The organism is Terriglobales bacterium, from assembly GCA_035487355.1.
GTDB lineage: Bacteria > Acidobacteriota > Terriglobia > Terriglobales > Acidobacteriaceae > QIAW01.
In genome coordinates, this window is the sequence record DATHMF010000104.1 from 1 (window position 1) to 25837 (window position 25837).

Annotated in this window: 15 protein-coding genes; 7 read left to right on the forward strand and 8 right to left on the reverse strand. The window is 54.9% G+C overall.

The window, feature by feature from the left end; translation table 11 throughout:
• Positions 1 to 534: s-methyl-5-thioribose-1-phosphate isomerase (locus VK738_18410; protein ID HTD24636.1), on the forward strand; the 534-nt coding region annotated here is incomplete at its 5' end.
• A 217-nt stretch (positions 535 to 751) separates the two neighbouring features.
• Positions 752 to 1174 carry an OsmC family protein gene (locus VK738_18415; GenBank protein HTD24637.1) on the forward strand — a complete coding sequence of 141 codons (423 nt, stop codon included), beginning with the start codon at positions 752 to 754 and terminating at the stop codon, positions 1172 to 1174.
• A 375-nt stretch (positions 1175 to 1549) separates the two neighbouring features.
• On the opposite strand, the gene VK738_18420 is transcribed toward VK738_18415, so the two are convergent.
• The 6 genes from VK738_18420 to VK738_18445 all read right to left on the reverse strand — a co-directional run bounded on the left by VK738_18420 (position 1550) and on the right by VK738_18445 (position 13308).
• Positions 1550 to 1864, reverse strand: a complete 315-nt coding sequence (locus tag VK738_18420) for a hypothetical protein (GenBank protein HTD24638.1) — start codon at positions 1862 to 1864, stop codon at positions 1550 to 1552.
• Between the two features lie 162 nt (positions 1865 to 2026).
• Positions 2027 to 2563 carry a DUF1579 family protein gene (locus VK738_18425; GenBank protein HTD24639.1) on the reverse strand — a complete coding sequence of 179 codons (537 nt, stop codon included), beginning with the start codon at positions 2561 to 2563 and terminating at the stop codon, positions 2027 to 2029.
• An 89-nt stretch (positions 2564 to 2652) separates the two neighbouring features.
• Positions 2653 to 4977 carry a pectinesterase family protein gene (locus VK738_18430; protein HTD24640.1) on the reverse strand — a complete coding sequence of 775 codons (2325 nt, stop codon included), beginning with the start codon at positions 4975 to 4977 and terminating at the stop codon, positions 2653 to 2655.
• Positions 4978 to 5694: 717 nt separating this feature from the next.
• Positions 5695 to 7548 carry a beta-L-arabinofuranosidase domain-containing protein gene (locus tag VK738_18435; GenBank protein ID HTD24641.1) on the reverse strand — a complete coding sequence of 618 codons (1854 nt, stop codon included), beginning with the start codon at positions 7546 to 7548 and terminating at the stop codon, positions 5695 to 5697.
• A gap of 145 nt (positions 7549 to 7693) precedes the next feature.
• Positions 7694 to 8827, reverse strand: coding sequence for an aldose epimerase family protein (locus tag VK738_18440; GenBank protein HTD24642.1), 1134 nt, complete (start codon positions 8825 to 8827; stop codon positions 7694 to 7696).
• A 428-nt stretch (positions 8828 to 9255) separates the two neighbouring features.
• Positions 9256 to 13308 (reverse strand): TonB-dependent receptor, encoded by a 4053-nt coding sequence (locus tag VK738_18445; protein HTD24643.1) that lies wholly within the window; start codon positions 13306 to 13308, stop codon positions 9256 to 9258.
• Positions 13309 to 13699: 391 nt separating this feature from the next.
• Here VK738_18445 and VK738_18450 point away from each other — a divergent pair, with 391 nt between their 5' ends.
• Positions 13700 to 13915 (forward strand): hypothetical protein, encoded by a 216-nt coding sequence (locus tag VK738_18450; GenBank protein ID HTD24644.1) that lies wholly within the window; start codon positions 13700 to 13702, stop codon positions 13913 to 13915.
• Here the strand turns inward: VK738_18450 and VK738_18455 are convergent.
• On the reverse strand, positions 13892 to 14209 hold the full coding sequence (locus VK738_18455) for an L-rhamnose mutarotase (protein ID HTD24645.1): 318 nt from the start codon (positions 14207 to 14209) through the stop codon (positions 13892 to 13894). The genes VK738_18450 and VK738_18455 overlap by 24 nt on opposite strands.
• 354 nt (positions 14210 to 14563) lie before the next feature.
• On the opposite strand from VK738_18455, the gene VK738_18460 reads away from it, so the two are divergent.
• From VK738_18460 to VK738_18470, 3 genes are all read left to right on the forward strand, one after another.
• Positions 14564 to 15811, forward strand: a complete 1248-nt coding sequence (locus tag VK738_18460) for a substrate-binding domain-containing protein (protein ID HTD24646.1) — start codon at positions 14564 to 14566, stop codon at positions 15809 to 15811.
• A gap of 79 nt (positions 15812 to 15890) precedes the next feature.
• On the forward strand, positions 15891 to 17546 hold the full coding sequence (locus tag VK738_18465; GenBank protein ID HTD24647.1) for a glycoside hydrolase 43 family protein: 1656 nt from the start codon (positions 15891 to 15893) through the stop codon (positions 17544 to 17546).
• 73 nt (positions 17547 to 17619) lie between these two features.
• Positions 17620 to 19311 carry a hypothetical protein gene (locus tag VK738_18470; GenBank protein ID HTD24648.1) on the forward strand — a complete coding sequence of 564 codons (1692 nt, stop codon included), beginning with the start codon at positions 17620 to 17622 and terminating at the stop codon, positions 19309 to 19311.
• Positions 19312 to 19831: 520 nt separating this feature from the next.
• Here VK738_18470 and VK738_18475 read toward each other — a convergent pair.
• Positions 19832 to 21700 (reverse strand): beta-galactosidase, encoded by a 1869-nt coding sequence (locus VK738_18475; GenBank protein ID HTD24649.1) that lies wholly within the window; start codon positions 21698 to 21700, stop codon positions 19832 to 19834.
• Between the two features lie 683 nt (positions 21701 to 22383).
• On the opposite strand from VK738_18475, the gene VK738_18480 reads away from it, so the two are divergent.
• Positions 22384 to 25782, forward strand: coding sequence for a TonB-dependent receptor (locus VK738_18480; GenBank protein HTD24650.1), 3399 nt, complete (start codon positions 22384 to 22386; stop codon positions 25780 to 25782).
• Positions 25783 to 25837 lie beyond the last annotated feature (55 nt).

Here is a 25837-nt window from a genome sequence, read left to right on the forward strand (position 1 = left end):
GGGGTGATCCGCGCGGCGGTGGAGGCGGGGAAGAAGATCCACGTCTTTGCCGATGAGACCCGGCCCTTTCTGCAAGGCTCGCGTTTGACCGCATGGGAGCTGAATAAAGACGGCATTCCGACGACCGTCATCTCCGACAACATGGCGGGCGCGATGATGCGCCAGGGCAAGATCGGCGCTGTCGTAGTCGGGGCCGACCGCATTGCCGCCAACGGCGATGTAGCCAACAAGATTGGAACTTATACGGTTGCAGTGCTGGCAAAAGAGCATGGGATTCCGTTCTATGTGGCAGCGCCGTGGTCCACGGTGGACCTGGCCACACCCGATGGCGATGGGATTCCCATCGAGCAGCGCGCTGCTACCGAGGTCACACACTTTGCCGGCAAGCGGCTTACTCCTGAAGGTGTTGGGGTGGAAAATCCGGCGTTCGATGTCACGCCCAATAACTACATTGCCGCCATTATCACCGAGCGCGGACTGGCAAGAGCGCCGTACCAAAACTCTCTGAAGCAATTGGCCAATGGGAGGAAGTAAGAAAGAAGAAAACAGTTCCCAGTTCTCAGTTGAAGAAACATTCAGCAATCAATTTAAGGCCTTCGCTACTTTGACCTCCCACTTCGCGGAATCTAGGCGGGGTTCGCCAGCATCTAAGAAAATCAGTGCCAATCTTTAGTTGACCCGTCTCGGGCTGACGAATCAGGCGCTGAGATGATATGTTGGAAAGCTTACCTATCTTGTAAGGAGAGGACTTATGGAAAGAAAAGCAGGAGCAGTTTGGAAGGGCGGACTCAAGGACGGAAAAGGAATCCTGACCACCGCCAGCGGAGTATTGACGGCCACACCCTACTCGTTCAGCACGCGTTTTGAAGATGGAAAAGGGACCAACCCGGAAGAGCTGATCGCCGCGGCCCATGCCGGATGTTTTTCCATGGCCCTCTCCGCGCAGCTGGGCAATGCCGGCATCACCGCGGAGAGCATCAGCACCGAAGCCACGCTTACGCTGCAGAAGCTGGAATCAGGCTTTACCATCACCAAAGTTCATCTTGATGTCACGGCCAAAATCCCCGGCGTAGATAAAGCCGCCTTTGAGAAGGCCGCCCAGGACGCCAAGAGCGGATGCCCGGTTTCGAAAGTGTTGAAAGCGGAGATCACGATGGATGCGAAGCTGATTTAGAAGCAGTTCTCGGTTCTCAGTGGTCAGTTCGCGTGGATGAGGGTCTGATGAACCTGCGTCCCCTTCCGCTTCCTGCGGAATCCAACAAGCGCCAAACGCCTCGAGTTGGTGTAGGATGGGCGGGATGCAAGAGTCTGATCCTCGTTCTGGTAAGCGCAGTGAGACGCGGCTCCCGGAAACACTCAAGGCGGCCAAGCCCGCCGTCAATCCAGGCCAGTATTGTCCTAATTGCGGAGCGAAGCTGCATGATTCACGCTGCAAGCTGGCCTGCAAGACATGCGGATTTTATTTGAGCTGCTCTGATTTTTATTGATGAGCGGCCAGGGAATTCCTGGTCGTTGATCTGCGATTTTTCTATAAAAGCGCTGCGCGATACTACTCACTATGCATGCGCAATAATTCACGGATTTCGCGGTTGATGCGGGCGGCGTCGCGAGCTGCCTGGTCAATGAGGGACAGCCACTTTTTATTGTTTTCATCAAGATTAGCCTGGCCGAGCAGGTAGGAGGCCTGCATGACGGTCTCCATGGAGTTGCTCAGGTCATGCGCCAGCTTGCGGAGCTGTTGGCTCAATTCGGCAGGCATTTTTTTGCCGACGACGGAAAGAACCTCTTTTGTCTCTTGAACATCTTTTTTTTCTTCTTTCTCCTCGGGAGGAGCGGAAGACTTCGTCTTCGGTTGTGGCGGCATGAGGGAGTCCCTTCCGTTCTAAAGACAGTTTACATCTGACACAGGGCTGGGTCACTGCAGAATTAGAGCTAAGCTCCGATGTAAGAGCTGTTTTGGCCGCATGGCCACAACCTGCTGCAACTTTCGTAATCCCGACCCTTGTGCCCGGTCCGAGCCCGCGTACTATTTCTTGGTGGCTTTGCCCTCCATGAGGGTTGCCCATTCCCCAGTTTCAGACGCCATCTCGTATTTGAAGGTGTAAGAAGTTGGGGAGACTATTTTCATAGTGAACCGGCCCTTTATTTCCTTGCCTCCTATCTTGTCATTGCTCATCCAGGTCCAGGTATCGCCTTCGACTGTGCCCGTGGAGTGATCGGCTTCTCCCATGCTGTTATAGGCATTGTAGGTGTAAACCTTGTCATCGGTTTTGTAGCCCATTACTGCGAGCTCCTTCCCCGGTCCCATGGGGCTGTTAAAATCAGAGTGTATGAGCAAGAAGAAATTACCCGGCATCCATTCGGTGCGGTCGATGCCGGTGAATTTACCACCCGGGCCATAAGGGCTTGGCTTCATATCAGCTTCGGTGGCCCAAGTGCCCACAAAATAATCGAACCGCTTGAGCTCGGGACCGGGTTTGGGTGCTTGTGGCGGGGCCTGTGCGAAGACCGCAACAGACAAAAACAAAATCGTAATGAGAATTGTAGCCAGGCTTCGTTTCATAGATTCTTCCTCCTTCGAAAGTCGAGACAACAAATCTTAGGTTTGCGGGGAAGAGAAGTCAATCGGGCCGCTGACTTTCGAGTCGCAGTTTAAGGCGCTAAGGGATTCCATCCATCTTCTCCGGCGAGAAATTGTTTTGTGTGCCACTTCTCTGCCTCTTGAGTGCTGAGCTGATGCGAGTAGGGTTCACGGGCCTGAGCATTGGATCCGGGACCGGTTGAGTTGTATTCGCCGTAAAACGCGGTGGGAAGACTGGGCTTGCCGAAGCGCACCCACTCCGTCCATCCGGCGGGAATCACCGGAGCATCAATTTGGGCGTTCAGATACACGACGGTCGCATAAGGACGCCACGGCCGGCCCAGCGCGATCGTGGCAGCACGCGGCGCGGCGGTCAGGTGGCACTTATTGAAAACGTATCCGCTGCTCGACTGCTCGGCAGTGTGCCGGTCTTGCGCGGTGAACATCACGTTGCCAGTGGGGATGCCATGCAGTTCGCAATGATCGAAGACGGCCATGCTGTCGCCGAAGATGAAATCCACACCACCCTCTATATAAGAGTTGGCGAAGTACTGGCGGGTGGGCAGGCATGGACCGTAATCTCCATAGCAGTAGCGGCTGGCGGCGAAGAGCGTATCCTGCGCGCCGAGTATGCGCAAATTCTTAAATATGCCCCGGTCGGCGGTAACCGCCAGCGCTACGGCTTGTCCTTTATCCACGCCAAAGTCATTGGCGATAGTGAGATGATCGAGCGTGACATCATCGGCTTCGACAAACACTGTAGCAGTATTAAAAGTTCCGCCGGCTGTCGAGGCGCCATTGTTATAGATGATGGTGGTCTGCGCGGGATCAGACGCCGCTCCATGCAAATGCACATGCGGCTTGCGGATGGTGACGACCTCGCGATAGGTGCCGGGCTTGACCAGAACGTCGCCGCCGGTCGAGGCGAGCGCGTCTATCGCCTTTTGGATGGAGGTAAAGCCGGCGCCATCTTCATTATTCTGGGCAACGATCACCGACTTCTTTTTGCCCGGAGATTCGATCGACCCGAGGCCAACGAGCACCTCCGGTTTCAGTGCAAAGGGGAATCCCACCGCATCAGGAGATTCGATTGACGTGAGATCAACGAGCACCTCCCATTTCGGCGCAGCGGAGAATGCTGCTGCATCACAGGTTGCGCCAGGCGATGACTTCAAGCCATCACCGTTAAGCCCACCTATGCCCGCGACCACGGCATCGCGAAAATCAATGTCTTTGACGGCACCCTTGACGCCGGATAAGGACGAGACCATCTGGCCATCTGACTGTTGCACACCGAAAGGCTCAGCCACGTTGCGCATGCAAATTTTATTGAAGTGGATATCGTGCGCCGCGCCGCCTTCGCCGCCCTTCAAATTAAAGTGAATGCCGGTGCGGGCACCTTCGATGGAGGCATTGTCGAGCGTTACTCCATGCACGTCGCCAAAGACGTCGTCACCGATGGAAACGCCGCCCGAGCCGAACAGATGCACATCATGCATATCAACCTGCGAGCTGGCCCCAAGAATGCTCGCCTTGATGACCAGTCCTTCGGCCGGCACGCGAATCCATGTATTGGTAACGCGCGCATCGAGCGCATTGCTGAGAAGCAATCCGGCTGAGGCCGCGGAATCTTCCGGCGAATCTACTTTAAGCCCCGCGACCACGAGCGCGGTGGTTTTGAAGATTGCAGCATGCATGCCGGCGGCATTGCGCAGGGTGATGTCGATCATCCGGAATCCCTGCGACTCGTAGCTGGAAACAAGATCGGGCACCGGGACCGCCTTGCGGGATTTTTTAGCCAAGCGAACCAGCTCCCACCACGACTTGCGTCCGTCCATTGCAGTGCCGTCCAGAGCGGCGTCGCCCTGGCCATCAATCACTCCCGATCCGGCCACGCCGCTGAAGGCCGCCTGATAGGCAAAGATAAATGGCTTGCAGGCAGGGACATTACTGTCGCTGCGAGTTAACGGCTCGCCACATTTTGCCGGCGGCAGATCGTAGTCGCGCGGGTTGCGCGATGCATAGAGGGTCGCACCTTCCGCCACAAACAACGTAACGCCACGCGGCAAAATCAAGGGCGCCGATTCAAACGCCGTCTTCGCGCCATCGGCGAAGAGAACAACTGCCTTGCCCGGACTGCAAAGGTTAAGCGCCGATTGAATCCTGGCAGTGTCGAGTTGACTGGCATCAAGCCGCCCAGCACCCGGACGCGTCCGATTCGCTGTGAGCGCAGCACATGCCTTAACCGGCATCTTCTCTACATCAGGCGTTGGTTCTGCGGCGCAGACCCTCGTTCCAACGCCTCCGATAAAAACAATAAAAGCGACAAGAACAGCGACAAGAACAGCAATGGCAACACAACTCAGCCTGAGCGCGGCAGTTTTCTTGATTCTCATACGGTGTCTAAATATACAACCGGCGGCGCTGACATTTGATTTTGGTCCCCAGTTTTTTGCCTCGTCGGCGGGTCCGGGGACGGGGTACTTGCATGGTAGTCATTTTGCCCTGCTTTTGCCGCCTCGCCCTCGCTGAAGTCACCTGAAATCTTGCACTTAGGCGGGGCGATGGGGCGCTCGGCTGGGGGACTTGCTGGGCAGTCCTCAGTTGTCTGTCCTCAGTCCTCAGCAAAAGCAACCGCAAAAGACTTTCGCCGCAGATGAACGCAGATCAACGCTGATTTTCGGGAAGATTGTAGCGGTCCACCCACCCCCACTTGCTGGCAGGTGTTTCTGGTGCCCAAAATCGCGTCTGACCCTCGTCATTATTGGCGAAAATCGTTCCAGGGCGGGGGACTTGCTGCTGGTCAAAAACAGCTCCAGTCATCAGTTCTCAGAATCCCAAATCGCAACAAATTTTCAAAGAGCTAAAGGGTCATGAAACCCCGCATTCTAGAATGCCTGGTTCTTTTGCAGTTGTTTTAACCGGCAACCGGTGGCTGGCAACTGCTTCTCAATGATGACCTGTAGTTTCCGGGGAAGCAAGGTTTTAGTGCCAGAATGGTATCACTCGGTCCCTTGATGGATGGTGTGAGTAACTAAAAAGATAAAGGGGGTGTGGGCAGGATGCCCACACGACAGCCGGCGAGACGCCGGCGCTACGTCAAACTGAGCCACCTACTCCACATTCTGGTACAGGCGATAGCTCTCGTCTCCAATTGCTGCGAATGGGCGGAGTATAAGGCTGCCTGTGTCTGCCTTTACAACCCAATCATCGGAGGACTGCGACGCGGCGGTGGCGCTGAGCAATTGCTCACGCGTTATCTGACCGGGAAGATCACCCACCGCAAAAAGCGCAAGCGGGCCTCTCAATAATGCGACCAGGTTGGGGTTCTCGCTATCGACGGCCTGCAAGCGCAGCGGCATATCCATTTCAAACTCGACGCGATCGCCATTCTTCCAATGGCGCTGCAGAGCAAGAAACTTTCCCGGCACAATCTCGTTTTCAACACGGCGGCCGTTCACGGAGAGCCTCGTCCTCGGGCCAGCCCACTCCGGGATGCGCAGATATACGGTGAACCTTTCCGGGCGAGCCAGCTTCAATTCCATCTGTACGGTATTGGTTTTGGGATAATCGGTTTTCAGTTCCAGTAAGCAGCGCGTTTTGTGCTGCGACCAGGTGATCCGGGAAGGAATGAAGAGATTCACGTAGATGCCATCCTGCGCCCGGTAGTACGAACTGATGCCGTAATCGGCCGTCAATTGCGGAAATGTTCCCGAACAGCAAGGCCATTTGTCCTTGTGGTAGACCTTCTTGCCGTCGTTGTTGTAATCGGAATAGTAAAAGCTGGTGCCGTCAGGAAGGATAGGTTTGGCGCCGGCGATGGTGTTGTAAAGCACCTGCTCCATGCTGTCGCCGTAACGCGAGTCGCGCGTGACCCGCAACAAATAACGCGTGATCTTAAGATGGCCGTAGGCGCCGCAGGGCGTTTCGAAGCTCGAGTGTGTAGCCCCCAGGCTTGCCGCCAGCTTGCCTTTGCCTGGTGTGAAGAAACTCTCGTTCGGCCCCCAGCCTCCGGTGGCGTAGCTTTGTTCCTGTACCATACGCAAACCGTTGGCCGCCGCGCGAAGATATTTCCCATCGTTCAAAACCAGGTAGGCCTGCATGGCGGAGCTCAATGCGTTGACGTGACTGTAAGCATGCTTGCCGGGAAGAACATTTTGGCCTTCCGCGAGCGGATCGAAGTAATCCTTGTGAAGAAAGCGGATTGCCAGATCACGATAGCGCTCGCTTCCGCTACGCTGGTAAGCAAGAAAGAAGTTTTCGGGCAGCGTATAGCTTTCATCCCATGTGTAGGCGTTGTCCTTATGCGGCCTGGCTTTCTGCTCGTCTCGACTGAGAGCCTTCTCAGGAAGATGCCACAGCACTGCGTCGGTGCTGCGTGCCAGTACCTTAAGCGCCTGCGGGTCCCCAGCAAACTCGTGGGCATCTATAAGGCCGCAGCATATTTTGTCGAATGTGTAGGCCGGCAGATGATAATCCACATAAAATTTGCCTGCCAGATCAACGGTCTCGGCGTAGGCGAGAACCAGGCGATGTACTTTCTCCCGGGTAGCCTTGGAGCGTGTCACCGCGTGTGCCCTGGCCAGAGCGGAGAGGTACTGTCCAAAGCTGTGGCCGGGAATAAAGCCATGAAAGTTCTTTTTGGGATCGAAGTCGCTCGAATTGTCATACCATCCGCCCATGTCCGGACCGGGAGCAGGCAGTCCCGCACGCTGGCGGAAGGGTTTCAGCAGGGCGTCCTCGTCCAAATTTAAGAAGACCTGGTGATTATGATCGAATTGCCGGCGGAATAGACCTTCGAGCAACTGAACCTGGGAATAGTCAAATACGGAGAGCGGCGGGGCGAGAGAAACCTGAGTTGGAGCACTCCACGCAGAAACAAACGGTGTGCAGAACGCTCCGCCAGCCGCCACCGCGCTCAGTTTCAGAAACTGCCGCCGGGATGTATTCCTATCGCGAAGCAACATTCGCACCCTGATTTACAGACTCGGCCACACGGATGAGCGCCGGCAAAATCTTATCAAACTCGCCGCTTCCCGGTTCGCTGAAAGCAAAATAGAGTTTGCTGTAGAGGGTGTAGAGTTCGTCGTATAGAGTAAGCGCCTCTCCCGTTTACTTGCTGCCTGGCTCTGAACGCGTGCTGAACTTGAGTACAGTAACCGTATGATAGCGCTCTCCGGGCTTCAGTTCCGTCGAGGGAAAGTTGGGATGGTTTGGAGAGTCGGGAAAGTGCTGCGTTTCCAGGCACAACCCAGACCGTTTCGGATAGACACGGCCCTGTTTGCCGGTGATGGTTCCATTAAGGAAGTTGCCGGAATAAAATTGCAGTCCGAGTTCGGTGGTGAGCACCTGCAACACGCGACCGGTAACGGGCTCGTAGAGTTCGGCGGCCTCGTTGAACTTACCCGGAGTTTTATCGAGCACCCAGTTGTGATCGTAGCCCTTGCCCTTCACAAGTTGATCATCAGCCGCGTCAATACTCTGACCAATTGCAGTTGATGTTCGAAAGTCAAAAGGCGTGCCTTCAACGGACTTCAACTCTCCGGTGGGAATAAGAGTGGAATCCACCGGTGTAAAGTGAGAGGCATTGATCTTGAGCTGGTGCTGCAGAATCGTATCCTTGCCCTGACCGGCAAGATTGAAATAAGAGTGGTTCGTCAGATTCACCACAGTAGCTTTATCCGTGGTAGCGAAATACTCGATGTGTAACGCGTCTTCGCTCAAAGTGTAGCGGACGGTGGCGGTGAGGGTCCCCGGATATCCCTGGTCTCCGTCTTTGCTCACATAGGTGAGCTCAATTCCATCCTTGATTGGCTTTGCCTTCCATACCACCTTGTCAAAGCCGCGCGTGCCGCCATGAAGCGAGTTTCCCCCGTCATTCTTGGACACGGAGTAAGTCTTGCCATCCAGGGTGAAGCTGCCATGGGCAATGCGGTTCCCGTACCGGCCGATGATCGCCCCAAAGTAAGGATTCTTGGCTACATACTGACTCAGCGAATCGTAACCGAGCACAACGTCGTCGGGATTTCCCTTACGATCGGGTACACGAAGAGAGACGATAATTCCGCCATAGGTGGTGATGCGCGCTTCGATCTTGCCACTGCGGAGGGTGTAAATCTCCACCGGCGTGCCGTCGTCAAGTTGATTGAAGGATTGTTTGGTGATCACCGTCTTCGCTTGTGCAACCAATGACACGAGCAAGATGCAAAAAACCGTAAGCTTGAAACCCGCGCCTACCAGAGACATAGTTGTTCCTCTCCTGCGTGCAGATTAGTTTTCAACCGGGCAGAGCGACAGATCTCAGCAGCGCTTATGCTAAAGCAAAACGATTCGCCCAAGAACCCAGTCTGGCGACTTCCAAAGTCGCAATCTTGAGTAAACGCTTACAATACCATAGTGCCCAAGGGGCGGTAATCAATTGCTCGTGGCGCACATGCAATTATTTCCGAAGCTGGCGCCAAAATTAATTAATGAGGAGTTACGTGAAAGACGAAATTCAATTGTGCTGCCGCTGTGCTGTTCGACATCCAAACGGGGGCCCATTGAAATTGCTCGGCACGAATGTCATGAACGTGAATTCATCTCAGGCATAAGGTTGAAAGCCGACGCAACAGCAATAGCAAAGGCGTCCCGAGGGACGCCTTTGCTATACGAAAACATCTCCAACCCATAAATCAGAAGTAGACCTTGAGACCAAACTGAATGTAGCGCGAACTTCCGCCTGGATTAAACAGAGTGCCGAAGCTGTTGTTATATGCGTTACGCAAGCGCCACAACTTATAACCGTTCAGCGTTCTGATGTCATAGGAGTTTGGCTGCGTGGCATTGAAGTTTGCCGGAAGCTGCATGGTGAAGAAATCCGTGGGCAATACCCCATTGCTTCTTTGGGTGTTCACCAGGGTTTGGATTTGGTTACATACGGCGGCACCTGGACCACTGCACACACCAGTGGTTGAGCTCACAGAGGTAACCGTTGGCTGGCCGTTTGCGATCGCCCAACCGTTATAGTCATTAGAGTTCATGAATGTTGCAACCGGCGCCGACATGAAATCGGTGAAGTTGTTATTGGGCCCAACGCGGAACACCGGGTGGTTGAAGGCATTGAGCAGGTCCATGCGGACTTGGAGCTTGCGTCTGCCCTCGCCCCCAAGCGGGAAGCTCTTCTGAATCGAACCATCGAAGTACTGCTGCGATGGGCCGCGGACGCCATCGAAGGTGCGGGGAGCGTTGCCGAACTGCCCCAGCGCTGGACGCTCAAACGCCAAGGGATTCAGGAAAGGCTGGCACTGGGTGCCGAGCGGGCAACTACTGCTCCAAAGCGGGTTCTTTAGAGGAACACCGGGAACAATGTTGGGGCGCATTTGATGGGTATTTGCGGGATCACCGATCTGGTTCGAATCAACCAGCGTTGCCCACGCTGGATAGCCGCTGGTAATACGGAAGATGCCAGTCGTTGTCCAGCCGCCTACTATAGTTTTGACCGGAGCCCATGCGTTGCTGAGAAATTTGCGTCCCTGCCCGAAGGGCAAATCGTAAATCACGGTAGTGTTAAAACTGTGCTTCTGGTCGAAGGTTGATACCGACCGGTCGAAGCTTCTGGGCGCGCCGAAGGCCGATTCTCCCGAAACCTGGCCGGTTGACAGAACAAATTTGTCGCTCGCGCCCTGGGAGTCGTCAATGGACTTGCCAAAGGTGTAGTTCGAGATGACGGTCAAGCCCTTGCTGGTTCGGTGGATCACATTTATATATGCGGCGTGCCGGACGCTGTTGCCGGAGGCGTCGTACAAAGAAATCAAAGCGGCGAAGCCAGCATAAGGACTATATAAGGTTCCCGTGAATATCTTGGTGCCGTTCGGTGTCTGCCGCCCCAGCGGATCAACAACGCCACTGCTGCCAGTGGTGCTATAGGGATTAACGTTGGCTGGATCAAGCGTGTTCACAACGAGGTTGAAGTTGGTCGGATTGATATCTTCGCCACCTTCAAACAAATGCGTGCCCTTGTTACCGACATAAGCTAACTCTACCGTCGTGTGCCGGCCCGCGTCCCATGCCAGGGTAAAGTTCCAATTTTGGGAATACGGCGAGTGATGGTTAGGGGAGAGTGCAAATCCGGGCATAGTCAGGCTACTGAACCCGTTGGGCTGAATGTACAGCAACCCATTTGCCGGGATGTTTTTGAAGACTGCCTGATTGACGTCAATTGGGTTAACAACCGGTGGATTCTCACCCAGCCTCATTATGTACGCAGGATTTACTGTAGCTCCTACGTAATTTGTCAGAAATCCAAAATCAGGGTTAGGAAGGCGGGCAGCACCAGATACAGGAAGGTGAGATATTCCGTATCCGCCGCGGATGGTTACCTGACGTCCCCCGAAGGCGAGGAAGTGGGGCGACCAGGCGAAGCCGAATCGCGGCTCGAAGTCGTGGTAATCGGCCGGAAACAGGTATCGCGAACGGCCACCCTTACCGGCAAAGGCAAACGGCGGCACCAGGATGGATGCAAGCGGAATACTCCCTGTCGGATTGCCGGCAGTTGCGGGAAGAACCCCGGCGACGGCACCTCCCGGCACAGGGTAGGACTGCGCCAGGTCAGGACGGAACACGCCTTGCAGATTATTCTGTTCAGTCCGGGGCAGCTCAAGGTTGTAACGCACACCCAGATTCAGGGTCAGGTTGGAGCGCACCTTCCAGTCGTTCTGCACAAAACCGGCCGCGGCGTTCCAGCGGTAGTGATAGCGAAGGATTGCTGGACGGAAGGTTGCAGCGTTTGCAACCCCAAGTAAGAAGCTGGCTATCGTGTCTCCGCCGGTGCCGGTGTTGCTGCTGCCATTGTTGTTGGTTTGCAGCGCCCGGATGTCGTAGTTGCCGCCGATGGCATCGAACAGCGGAGTTTCGTTTTGCAGCGAGTGCGAAAGGTCAACCCCAAACTTCCAGTTCATGGCGCCGCGCGTGAGGTAGACGATATCAGTAATGCCATAGCGCTCTTCGGTATCGTCCTGGCTGCTGGAGCCCTGCCCGCCGATGAAGGGAAGAGAGGGGACTCCGCCATGGGTCAAGCTCGGCAGGCCCAGTATGGTGTTGAGGTTCTGGCCGGTGTTGACGTCGTATTTCTGCCCTATTGTGGTGCTGAAGCGGCCGCGGGTGTAGTTCAGACGCAGGTCGTTGAACAGCGTGGGCGTGAACACGTGGGTGTAGGCGATCATCGCTTGCTTCGAGTTACTGTACTCAGCTCCCTCGCCGGTTGGGCAGCAGGGGGTAAATTGGTCTTTGACGGTCGGCTGGTTGGTGTAGCGGCCGTTGATCTGGTTGTTCTGAGAAAAGATGTGGTCAACGCGCACCGTGTACCGGGTCTCATCTTGGCGGAGCGTGCGCGGGTTAAAGAAATTGGTGATGTTGCCATTGGGGTCAAGAAAATACGCTCCTGCTCTGGGAATGTACGCCAGAGCCTTAAGGGCAGTCGCATCCAGAAGGTTCTGCGGGATGATATTGCCCGTAAACACCGGGTAGGTTGCCGGAGCCGGCAGTATGGCCTGAAACTGATTCGTGCCGGGGACCGGAACGTAATGGTTGTAGATTAGTGGGTCGCATGCGTTATTACCGGTGCACTGCTGAAACCCAAACTGGGCTGCAACAGCAGTCGGGACCCTGACGATGGCGCCGCCATTCGGTTGCTTGACCATAACAGTATTGCTGAAGTCCCCCGCTCGCATTGCATCTGTAGGCAACAGTTGGTAGCTGTCACTGCAATTGACACAAAGGTCGCGCCGGTAGCGTGGCTCATAGGCAGCAAACCAGAAGGTCTTGTTCTGGCCGTGATAGATCTTCGGGATAATAACCGGTCCGCCGGCGGTGAGCGAAAACTGGTTGTACTTGAGTTGGGGCCCGGGCGGCTTGCGGGCTGTGGGGCCAGCGATCCAGTTCGGGGAGTCGAAATAGGGATTACGGACATACCAGAGGGCTGTGCCGTTGAACTGATTGGTGCCCTGTTTCGTGGTGGCGTTGATGATGCCCCCGCCGGTGTTTCCGTATTCCGCCGAAAACGCCGAGGTCTGCACCGAAAACTCCTGCACCGTTTCAGGTGAGAAGCTGACCATGGTGCGCGCCAGGCTGACTCCGGTATTGTTGACGCCGTCAGAGAGAAAGGTGCTGGCGCCGGGACGCGCTCCATTGATACTCAAGTTGTAGCCCGGTACGGTAGCACTCGCCGATAGCCCGGGGTCTTCGCTGCCGGCGTCTCCAGTTATGTTGGGCTGGGTCACAGCTAGATCCAGCACACTGCGGTTGATCAGGGGTACGTCGGTAAGCTCGCGCTCGGTGACGGTAGTGCCCGTGGTGCCGGATACGGTATTGATCTGCGCCGTTTCGGCGCTGACGGTGACCGCCTGGTTGGATGTCCCGACCTGGAGGGTTGCGTTTACCGTCGCAACGCTGGCGGTATCCACCTTAACCTGCTCGACGATCTCTGTCTTGAATCCTTTAGCCTCGACGGTCACACTGTACAGCACCGGGTCGAGAGAAAGGACGCTATACGCGCCGTTACGAGCAGTTTTGGCCACGCTCTTTTGGTTGGTGCCAAGATTGGTTACTGTGACTGTAGCCCCGGCTACCACAGCGCCAGATTTATCAAAGACGGTCCCGGAGATTCCGCCGCGGTTGGTTTGTGCAGCTAGAAATCCAGACAACAACACAATCACGATCAGTATGCGAAAACGCAGTAAAACCTTCATGCTCTCCCCCGTTTTTGGGAAGCCTCATATGTGCGGGCATTCCTCAAATCAATCGGACGCTTATGTAGCACCGGAAAGAAATGAGTGTCAACGAGTTGCTGGCCAAAAGGGAAGGTTTTGTCAGATAGAACAAAAAACGGGGAGTTGGCCTTAATCTAGGGTACTCATAACAAGAGGATTGAGGTTAATCCAGTCCAATCGCGGGCGCGGCAGACGACCAACACCTTTCGAGCCATCCGTTTCGCATAGCGATACGACAAACAGGCAAATCTAAGCTTTCCCACATTAGGAACCGCAGGGGAATTATTTTTGCCTGATGAATTTGGATTTTCAGAGACTAAATCCAGTGCTTCTCAGCGTAAGCATTCGGGGAAAGGTAGGCCCTATATAAATGTTGGAGCCCACCTTCACCATACAACTTTACGGTCCTACAGTCACGTTGTCGAAGGTGGAGGTGTTCAGCGCAGCATTGTTGTGCACCGTTACCGCCAAACCTGCCTGGGCAGCGGTCGCCACGGTCACGGTAATTGATCCAACCTGCGTCCAGGCGACCCCGTCTGCTGAGGTAAACCCGGTGAACGTATTAAACGTGAAAGATCTCTTCTAAAAATTCCATGTTCTGGTCTGGCAACAAGCCCTCGGGCTGCACGAAGAAATCGGCCATTTGGCGCTGCCATCGTTTGTTTACGTCGAGTCTGGAGATTTCGGCTCGCGCCCGTTCGAAATCTTCAGTTTCCAGGTACCCGATCAGCAGACCGTCAGCTCGCAGAAACAATGAGTAGTTGTTCCAACCAGTCTCGCGCAAAGCAGCGAGCATCTCGGGCCATACTGCACTATGCCAGCGCGTATATTCCTCAAGACGTTCAGGCTTTACCTGCAAAATAAAACAGACACGTTTCACACGGCCGTTGGAACCTGGTTTGCCATTCGAGCCTGGGACTGGTTCCGCCTGAAAATCGTCAGCAGGCGCTGCACTTCTCCCGGTTCGCAAATCAGTATCTGGAGCGTCCATAGCGGAGCGAGATTACACGTCTGGAGGGCTGGAAAAGGCGTTTTTCTGGATTACGTTAATTATTTCGTATTGCAAAATTTTTTGTGATTGTTCCATCTTGCCAAAAAATCCTTATAAACCAAAGACATGCAAACATAAAAGCCCAGTCGCAAGGGCAAAATAAGGATTTGTGAAAAATCCATGTCGATTTTGCTATGCAGAACGCAAGAAGAGGTATTTTCTGGTATACTCCTCGCCGCATTCATGAGCTCCAATTTAAGAAGTCGAGATCCATATCTGGTTAAATCGGTTGTCCATTCTTCCAAAATTCTTTCGGCATTCTGTTCTGTAGGAGAAGCCCTTCCGCTTAAAGAGATCGCGGAACGAAGCGGCCTGCCGAAGACCATGGCCTTCCGCCTGCTCCACACTTTAGAAACGTGCGGCATCGTGGAGAAGGTCGGCAAAAACCTTTATCAATCGAACATACGTCCGCTCAAGCAGAAACTCTACCGGCTGGGCTACGCCGCCCAGGGCACCGATTATGAATTTTCCAGGGAAGTTTCCGCGAGCTTGCAGCGAGCGGCCACGGCTGAGGGCATCGAGCTTATCTCACTCGATAACCGCTACAGCCCGAAGATCGCCCAGAGCAATGCTGATCTTCTGGTGCGCGAGAAAGTAGATTTGGCCATCGAATTTCAAACTGACGAAACCGTAGCGCCAATCGTTGCGGCAAAGTACCGCGAGGCGAACATTCCCATGATCGCCATTGATATTCCGCATCCCGGAGCCACTTATTACGGGGCCAACAACTATGAGGCGGGACTGATCGGCGGACGCCATCTCGGCCGGTGGGTCAAAGAGCACTGGCACTCCGAGTTGGACGAAATCATTCTGCTCGAATTGCGCCGCGCGGGCAATCTGCCGCAGATGCGGCTCACGGGAATGCTCGTCGGATTGCACTTGTCTTTGCCGCAAGCGAAAAATTGTCTGGTCAAGCATTTGAACGGTGATGGAGACTGGGGGAGAAGCTTTGAAGCGGTACGCCGGCATTTGCAGTACACGCGTTCCCGCCGCCTGGTGGTTGGGGCCATTAATGACCTCAGCGCTATCGGCGCTTTGCGCGCGTTTGAAGAAGCGGGCCGCGCGGAAACATGTGCCATTATGGGACAGAATGCGTCACCGGAAGGAAGAGCCGAGTTGCGCGAGCCGAATACCCATCTCATCGGCTCGGTTGCTTTCTTCCCAGAGCGCTATGGGCCGGACCTGATCCGGGTCAGCCTGGATATTCTGAACAAAAAGCTGGTGCCTCCCGCGGTCTTTGTTGAACATAAGCTGGTAACGCCGAGCACGGTGGACCATTTCTATCCAAACGACAGTTTGATGCAACCACCTTCGCTGGCTGGCCCACGCCAAACCTTGCAATCCACGAAATCGGGCGGCAGCGATGCCGATTCACGGCGGGTCCGTTACGTGGTTAAAGTTTTGGCAGCTCACGAAAAGGAAGAGTCTTAGGGAGAAGGCAGGGTGCTGGCAGGAACTGCCTGTTCGATAAAAGCATTCAAAGGTCCTCTAGCATTCCTTATCCAAACCAATGTCACGGGAAAAACCCTTCAAAATCAACTCAATCGTTCTTACTCTTACCATTCTCATTGCACAAAGCAGCTTGCATGCCGGCGGGAACATCGCCAGGAAAAAGGCATCTCCAATTCCAAATGTCTCTCATGTTTGGGTCGCCGACAATAAAGACGGCACATACAAGAACCCGATTCTATACGCCGACTACTCTGACCCGGATGCGATCCGCGTAGGCGACGATTTTTATATGACCGCTTCCAGCTTCGATGCCGTACCGGGCTTGCCCATCCTGCATTCGAAAGACCTGGTGAACTGGACGATCATCGGACATGCGTTGAATCAGCAACCTCCCATCGACGTGTACAGCAAAACCCAGCATGGCAACGGAGTGTGGGCTCCGGTGATGCGCTATCACAATGGTGAGTTCTATATTTTCTATCCCGATCCAGAGTTCGGGATTTACATGGTGAAGGCAAAGAGTCCGGCGGGACCATGGTCAACGCCTCTGCTGATCAAACAAGCAAGGGGATGGATTGATCCGTGTCCGCTGTGGGATGACGACGGCAACGCATACCTGGTCAGTGCGATGGCAGCGAGCCGCTCGGGTATCAAGAGTGTTCTTGTAGTCAGCCGCATGGCGCCTGACGGAACCAAGCTGTTGGATGATGGCGCGCTGGTGTTCGACGGTCATGAGGGAAACGCCACAGTTGAAGGACCAAAATTCTACAAGCACAACGGTTATTACTACATCTTTGCGCCTGCGGGTGGAGTGGAGAGCGGCTGGCAGTTGGCCCTTCGCGCAAAGAACGTATATGGACCTTACGAGCAGAAAGTTGTGCTGGCGCAGGGTAGCACGCAAGTCAACGGGCCGCATCAGGGCGCATGGGTGAAGACGCAGACGGGCGAATCGTGGTTCCTGCATTTTCGGGACATGGGCGCTTACGGACGCGTTGTATATCTGGAGCCAATGACGTGGGTGGACGATTGGCCGGTGATGGGAAAGCAAAACGAGCCGGTGGCTACGTGGAAAAAGCCGAACGTGGGCAAAGTGTGGCCGGTGGCAACTCCGGCGGATTCCGACGAATTCAACAGCAATGAACTTGGCATGCAATGGCAGTGGCAGGCGAATCCAAAGCCAGGCTGGGCCTTCCCGGCTGGAGGTCTGGGATTTCTGCGTATATTCAATATCGCGACCCCGCCAGATTTTAAAAATCTGTGGGACGCCCCGAACCTGCTGCTGCAAAAGTTCCCAGGCCCGGAGTTTACGGTCATTACGAAAGTAACTTTTACGCCGGGAGCAGACGGCGAGAAGATCGGACTCATCATCATGGGAATGGATTATGCCTATGTATCTGTGGAGAAGAGGACCGAAGGGCTGTTGATCTCGCAGGCCATCTGTAAGGACGCCGACCGGCATGCGCCAGAACGTGTGAGCGCAAGCATTCCCGTAAAGGGAAAGACATTTTACTTGCGGGCTGGGGTATCGAAGCAGGCGGTCGCCAGCTTCAGCTACAGCAGTGACGGCATCAACTTCACTCCAATCGGCGAGCCATTCACGGCGCGGCAGGGCAGGTGGATTGGAGCAAAGGTTGGTATCTTCGCCGTGGGGCCAGGCACGAGCCGTGAGATTGGTTATGCCGACTTTGATTGGTTCAGGTTCGATTCGTTTTGAAGCTGAGAGCTGGCGTTGCTCTTCCACAGTAGCGGATACAGTAATTATGGAATCGCAATATGGACCGCGACAAATGACAAAGACAAAGATCTTACTCTGTTTCATTCTGCTGATCGCATTCGCACCGACGCTATTGCTGGCGCAAGAGCTGGTCACCATTCAGGTAGATGCGAACTCCAAACTTGGTCCGTTTAAACCGATTTCGTCTTACTTCGGATACGACGAGCCGAATTACACGTACACCAAAAATGGCCGCAAGTTGATTGGTGAGCTGGCCGCACTGAGCTACGCTCCCGTCTATATTCGCACCCACTTCCTGCTCGCGACAGGAGACGGCACACCCGGCTTGAAGTGGGGATCTACGAATGCATATACCGAAGACGCTTCCAGCAAACCCGTCTACGACTGGAAGATCGTGGACCAGATTTTCGACACCTATCTTCAGGCGAAAGCCAAGCCGTTTGTGGAGATCGGCTTCATGCCGCAAGCTTTGTCTTCAAATCCGGAGCCGTATCGTCCAACATGGATTCCGGGCGCGGCCAACAAAGATTACTCCATCGGCTGGTCGTATCCGCCCAAAGATTACGACAAGTGGGGCGAATTGATATATCAGTGGGTGCGGCACAACGTAGACAAATACGGCAAACAGCAGGTCGAGTCTTGGTATTGGGAGGTCTGGAATGAACCGGACATCTCGTATTGGCACGGGACACCGGAAGAGTATGACAAGCTCTACGACTATAGTGCGGCCGCGGTGAAGCGGGCTCTTCCCTCGGCCAGAGTCGGCGGACCGGCCAGCACCAGCCCCTCAGGCCCCAAAGCGGCCGCGTTCTTACAACAGTTTCTCGAGCATTGTGATCACGGCAAGAATTTTGCCACCGGAGGCACGGGCACTCCGCTCGATTTCATTACGTATCACGCCAAGGGCCGGCCTGCGCTGGTCGACGGGCGTGTGCGAATGGGCCTGGCGAAAAACACGCAGGACGTAGACAAGGGATATGAGACTGTGGCCGCGTTTCCGAAATTCCGCAGTCTGCCGATCGTGCTCAGTGAATCGGACCCGGAAGGATGCGCGGCGTGTTCTGCGCGTGTGTATCCGCAAAATGCTTACCGCAACGGACCGCTCTATCCCACGTACACCGCGGTCATGTTGAAGAACATTCTTGAACTGGCGGAGCGCCGGGGCACGAACATCGAAGGCATGCTGAGTTGGGCGTTCGAGTTTGAAGACCAGCCTTACTTCGATGGCTTCCGCACGCTGGCAACCAACGGGGTTGATAAACCAGTTCTGAATTTTTTTCGCATGGCAGGCCTGATGCATGGCAACCGCGTGAAAGTTGAAAGCAGTGGCCGCGTGCCGCTGGATGAAGTGCTGAAAGACGGTGTGCGCGGCAATCCCGATATAGATGGGCTCGCGGTGCGATCGGAGCACGAGATCTCGGTGATGGTCTGGAACTACCATGATGACGATGTGCCGGGACCGGAAGCGAACATAAAGCTCGACATCAGCGGAGTGCCAGATGCGGCCAGGCACGTATTGCTCCGGCATTACCGCATTGATCAAACCCATAGCAACGCCTACACGCAGTGGAAGAGTATGGGCTCACCACAGAACCCCACCCAAGAGCAGTATGCGGCACTCGAAGCCGCCGGACAGTTGCAGGAACTCGATTCGCCGCGATGGATTGAGGTCAAGCGAGGCAGTGTGGAGTTGAGTTTCAAATTGCCACGCCATGCGGTCTCGCTGGTGCAATTGAGCTGGTGAAGAGAAAGGCACAGCCGGGACGGTTGTTTTACTTATGTCCTAACTTCTTTGCTTTTCGCGAACGATTTTTAGGACTGCCAAACCATCTCCTTACTGTCATGTTGAGCGGAGCGCCTGGAGAAAATCTGTAGCCGCGATGCGGATGGGCGCGTAGTCGAAAGACCCCGACCGTGCCGGCGGAAGAAATGTCGCCCCAGGGAATTCTCCCCAGAGCGTGTCCCGCGACGGCGTAACTTTCGCTCGTAGCGATCGTTGCACGAAATCCCGGAATGTAGGGGTGGGACGCGAGTGGCGCGGTCAGTCGGTTCGCTAGCGGCGGCATCGGGAAAATTCCCGGATGCGGCATGTAGACCGAAACCTTCTCGGGGTGTTTCGACTGCGCGCCTAAGATTCTGCACGATGGCCCATGGAACCGTAGCGCTACGCTCAACATGACAGGGATATGTGGCATAGCCAGTAGGAAACGGTGCTTTTCCATTGCGGCTTGCCGCGCTGTGCCACAGAAGCATGCAAGGGCTCGCTATTCCTGTTTGCTTCCAATCGTGTCTCTGGTGGGAGCATCCAAAATCGGTTTTGGCAGGCCGGCGAGATGCGGAAAAGTTGCGCCCTGCCTTCCGAACCAATCAAAGACAACCACTTCATTCTTGCCCTGATGCAACCAGGGACCGGGAACCAACAGCGTTTGTTGCGGACCCAGGTTCCAGAAACGGCCGATGGCGTGACCGTTGATCCAGAGAGCGCCCTTGCTCAGATTATGAACATCGAGAAAGACATCTCCGACGGTAGTGATCTGAAAGTGGCCGCGGAGAAAAGCAGGGCCGGATTCGGTTTCGGGTTTGGAGTGGTACTTCAGGTTCTCGATGGAGTTCAGCGGCAGAGAAAAGATCTGCCACTTGGTTAGTGGTTTTCCCCCGAGACGCACCTGATGGGTAATGCCTTTGACCTCGGTGCGCATAATGCCCTGCGAGTTGATGCGCCCGGAATTTTCTACCAGAATATCCAGTTGGCTGGAGGCAGCTGTGGTGGTGAAAGGCAGCGAGCTTTGACCTAATCGGCGGTCAACCGTTCCGATCAGCTTTCCATCCAGGTAAATGTGCGCATAGTCGTGGAGTTCATCCAACTCCAGGTTGCCATTCTGCGGACCGGCGATGTGGGTGCGGTAGAGAATGTATCCGTAGGATTGACTGAAGTGTTCCATTGGTTGAGGGTCTTCGCTGGTAACGGGCTGTGGGAGATTCTGCCAGAGGGAAGACGACTGCTCGAGAGCAAAATCAGGAACGGTTACGACCGGCGGAGCTTCGGGCACCGGCGGCAGCGGAGCAGACGCATACTTGGCGAGAAGCTCCCGATAAGCGAAGTACTTTGGGGTTGGATGCCCGGCTTCGTCGAGCGGCGCATCGTAATCGTAGCTGGTGACATCGGGCAGGAACTTCTGGTCAGTCCAGCTCGAACCACTCATGAAGCCGAAGCTGGTGCCACCGTGGAACATGTAGATGTTCACGCCAGTGCCATGCTTCAGGATGTAATCCAAGTCTTCGAGCTGCGGCGCAATGGGTCGCGTTTCATGGGGATGGCCCCAATGATCGAACCAGCCGGGCCAATACTCTGAGACGAAGAGCGCCTGGCTGGGGCGCACTTGCGCCAGAGCATCCATTCCTTTCTCATGGTTCCTGATGCCGAAATTGGTGGCCGCATACACGCCAGGTATGATGCCTTTGGGAATGTTGCGCCAGTTGTCGGCGGTATAGAGAAGCGAGTCGGTGAAACCTGCACGCACGAAAATTTCTTTTAAATGCACCATGTAGGCCTGATCGGAGCCGAAGTTTCCATATTCATTTTCAATCTGGGTGGCAAGGATTGGGCCGCCGCGTCCGATCTGAAGAGGCGCGACTTCCTGGCCCAGCCGCAACAGCCAGCGTTCGGCGGGCTGCATGAAGGCATCATCGTTGCTGCGCAGAGCTTTCTGCATCTCCGGAGTTTTCAGCAGCCACGCGGGGAATCCGCCAAGCTCCCATTCAGCACAGGAGTACGGACCTGCGCGCAACAGCACATATAAGCCTTCTTCCTGGGCCATGCGAACGAAGGCGGCCAAGTCTGCGTTACCGCTGAAGTTGTAAACACCGGGCTGGGGTTCATGAACGTTCCAGAAGACATAAGTAGCAACCGTGTTCAGGCCCATGGCCCTGGCCATGCGCAGACGCTGGCGCCAGTATTCACGCGGAATGCGGGCGTAGTGAAGCTCGCCGGAAAGCACCTTGAACGGTTTTCCATTCAGCACGAAGTGGTCGCCTTCGACGGTGAAAGCGGGAGGCGCGGCAGTTTTTGTCTGGGCATGAGCCGTGGCGAGAGAAGCCATCAGAAGGAGCTTGATCAGCCGGTTGTATCGCATCGCTTTGAGTTCTCCTGGTGCGAGCTTCGTTCTTAACTTTTTGCTCGATTGGCGGATGTGAAACTATCGTGTGCGGCATAAACATGTCAATCGCCTTAAGATTTGTGAGATCAGCCAGGCAGGGAAACAGGGCCAGTACTCCTCGAAAGCACGGGTCAAAGGCATGTACCGCGTTTTGCCATGTGAAACGTGCCGACAAGGCAGGCGATTCGGGTTGACGTCTTACATAGATTTTATAAATACATGTAATTTGTTTGTTTAACGGCACTTACCTGCATGTTGGCCAGCGAAAAAACGTTTCGCAATAAAAAACACACGTTCAAACGCAGAAAGCGCTGGACTTCGCTTTTCATACATCAGTACGCTAGCCCCGGAATTTTGGGGAAGGAGTTTGCCCAAACAGGGTGCGAAAAATTTTCCTTAGCAAGCGGTTTTCATGTTAGGGGGCTGAACCCCCGACACATTACGAGCGACTTGAGTGACGGCTGAGGCCGCTCTTTGATGTAGAGAATTTTTTTCCGCAACTGTAAAAATTGAGAAATCACAGGGCAAAACCCAATCCTGAACCACATCGCAGTTGATCATGCCAAAGGGGGGCTGCCATGATCCAGCACATACTTCGCCGAGTCACACCAATAACGCTCTTAAATGAATCACCCTTGCTCCTGCAAGGGAGATTGAAGATGTTGAAGGCAATTCTGTTCAGAAAAGTTTATGTGCTGGTCAGCGTTGTGCTTTTTGCTTCCGCGGCCACACTTGTTCTTGCTCAACAGATCAACGTCGCCCAAGTGGCAGGTCAGATTACTGACAAGACCGGCGCCGTTATCCCAGGCGCAAGCGTCAGGATGACCGAAGTTGAACGTGGTGTTGCGCATACCGCCGTGACCGACACAGGCGGGCGGTACGTCATGCCCGGATTGCCGGTGGGCGCATACCGGCTGCAGGTACAAAAAGACAGCTTCAAGACCTTTGTTCAAGACGGGATCGTCCTGCAAGTCAACGATCATGCCATGCTGAACATCGTGCTGGAGGCGGGCGCGGTGAGCCAAGTCGTGGAAGTGATCGGTGGCGCCTCGACCATCCAGACCGAGGACGCTTCCGTCTCTAACGTCATCGAATCCAAGCCCATCGCCGAACTGCCATTGAACGGGCGCTATGCGACGCAACTGGTGATAACTTCAGGCGCCTCTATGATGGCGCCAGGTGGAGATGAAACCGGAAGCAAAAGTTTTTACAGCTCGGTAACGATTTCCGTGGCCGGCGGGCAGGCGAACGCAACCAACTACCTGCTCGATGGCGGCGACAACAATGACACCTTCTCGAACGTGAATCTCCCTTTCCCATTTCCGGATGCTCTGCAGGAATTCAGCGTGGAGACGAGTTCATTGCCGGCCAAAAATGGACTGCACCCAGGTGGCGTGGTCAATCTTGTGACAAAATCCGGCACGAATAATCTGCACGGCAATGCGTTCGAGTTCTATCGGGATGGAGTTTTCAACGCAAAGCAGTACGCTTTCACGCCCTCAGGCACCAAGCAGGACAACCTGCTGCGCAACCAGTACGGCGGCACAATCGGTGGCAAGATTCTCACGGATAAACTTTTCTTTTTTGCCGGCTATCAAGGGACACGGCAGCATGCAAGCGCGCCCGCGAGCACGCACACGTTTACACCGGCCGCTCTGGCCGGGGACTTCACCACGCTGGCTGGCGCCGGATGCCAATCCAACAGCAAGACCAAGACGCTGGCAGCGCCATTCGCCGGCAATAAGGTCAATCCGGGCCTGTTCGATCCCGCGGCGGTCAAGCTGGTCACCAATTACATTCCGGTTTCGAGCGATCCGTGCGGGTTACTCAGCTACACCATTCCCTTGATTGATAACGAGGATGAGATCGTCGGCCGCATGGATTATGTGTTCAACTCCAAGCACAGCTTATACGGCCGATACCTGATTGATGACTTCCGCGCCCCGGCGCCCTTTAGCCCTACAAATCTCCTCCTGACGGCGAATCCCGGCAATCTCGAAAGAGCCCAGAGCTTTACGCTCGGCGACAACTACTCGTTCAGTTCGAACTTGATGAACTCCGCGCACCTTACGTTAACTCGCCGGCGCGACAACCGTGGAGTTGATCCGCGTGACATCAACCCAACCACGTTGGGCAGCAATATGTTCGTGGCCATTCCCAATTTTCTCCTGCTGTCGGTGAATAGCTATTTCAACGTAGGCTGTGGTACTTGTGCTCCGGGACACTTCAATGTGAACACTCTATCGGCAACCGATGATGTGGACTGGATTCGTGGCCGTCATCATTTTTCATTCGGCGTGACCGCCATTCGCACCCAGAACAACACCTTGACCGGCTACGACGAGAACGGCACCTTTACTTTTCAAGGAAGCGTCAGTGGCGACGGCCTGGCGGACTTTCTGATGGGAACTTACAACGGCGGCGGTGGCCTCGGGTTTACGCAAAGCCGTGCTCAGAAGGTCAACTACCGCGAGACCATACCCGGACTTTACGCGCAGGATACGATCCGTCTCAGCAACAGACTTACTTTAAATGTCGGCCTGCGCTGGGAGCCGAACCTGTGGCCTACCGACACGCTCCATCGCGGCAGCATCTTCAATACACAGGCCTTCTTGAACAATCAGCACAGTGGTGTATACCCATCGGCCCCCGCGGGAATGCTCTTCTTCGGGGATCCCGGTGTTCCTGCCGCCTTTACCAACAATCACATGCTTAATTTCGCGCCGCGCTTTGGAATTGCGTTCGATCCCTTTGGCGACGGAAAACAGAGCATTCGCGCCGGATACGGAATCTTTTACGATTCTTCGATGGTCTGGTATTCGCAACGGCTAACGTCGAATCCACCTGTCGTAAATCAAATCGACTTGCAGAACAAGTGCGGGACCTTCAGTAATCCCTGGCTGAATTACTCCATCGCGAACGGCTGCGGAGTGGCGGGGGCCAATCAGAACCCGTTTCCGGGTGGGACCATCAGCTTCCCCGGAAATTCATTCTGGGTCGCGCTGCCGCAGAATATGCGCCCCATGTACATGCAGCAGTGGGACTTTAGCTTTCAACGCCAGTTTGATCGCGATTGGGTCATGTCGCTCTCTTATTTAGGCAGCAGGAGCTTGCATGTCCCGCTCTCCTATGACTTCAATGCGCCCCAGGTTACACCCGCCGCCTGCGCCGCGGTGGGCACTTGCACCGCCGGGAACGAAAACGCGCGCCGCTACCTCACGCTTCTTGCCGGTGGCGCTGCAGCCCCGCAAAACCCGACTGCGATAGGAACTCTGGATCTCGGTTTCGACAAAGGCTACGCCAACTACAACGGCTTCCTCGCCAGTCTGCAGCACCGCTTTACCAAAGGCATTTCACTGCAGGCCAACTATACTTGGTCCAAATGCATGAGCACGGGGGATTTCAACGGCGACCTTCGCGGCAGCTACTTCCAAAACCAGACGAATCCTAACGCTGACTACGCTCCGTGCAACTTCGACATCAAACACATTTACAACACCACGCTGGTTGCGCAAAGCCCATTCACCGGTGGAGGCTTGAGAAATTCGCTGCTTGGCGGTTGGCAGTTTTCTTCCACAATCCGCGCCACAAGCGGCTGGCCGATCAATGTAACCGACGGTTCAGACAGATCGCTGACCGGAGAAGGGAACGATCGCCCGAACATCGTGCCGGGTCAACCTCTGTACATCAAGCACTTCGTGCCTTGCGGGGCCAATTGGTGTTATCAATGGTTGAATCCCGCGGCGTTTTCAGTTCCCACTGCCGCCCCTGGCGCTTTCGGAAACGTAGGGCGTGATTTCGTCTACTCTCCCGGTGTCTTCAACTTCGATGCCGCGGTAAGCCGTCGCTTTAAGGTTCATGAGCAAACGCAATTTGAGCTCCGGTTCGAAGCTTTTAATGCCATCAACCATTTCAATGCCAGCATTGGAGGGCCGGGAACTACAGCCGGGCTCAATTCAGCTAACTTCGGCAGGCAAACTGCCGCAGGTACGCCGGGTTTCCTTCCCAGTGTTTACGACCCAAGGATATTGCAGTTCAGCACGAAACTGTCTTGGTAGGCTAGGAAAACGGTTTGGTCCGCACCCTCGGGATTATCCCAGCACACGTAGCAAG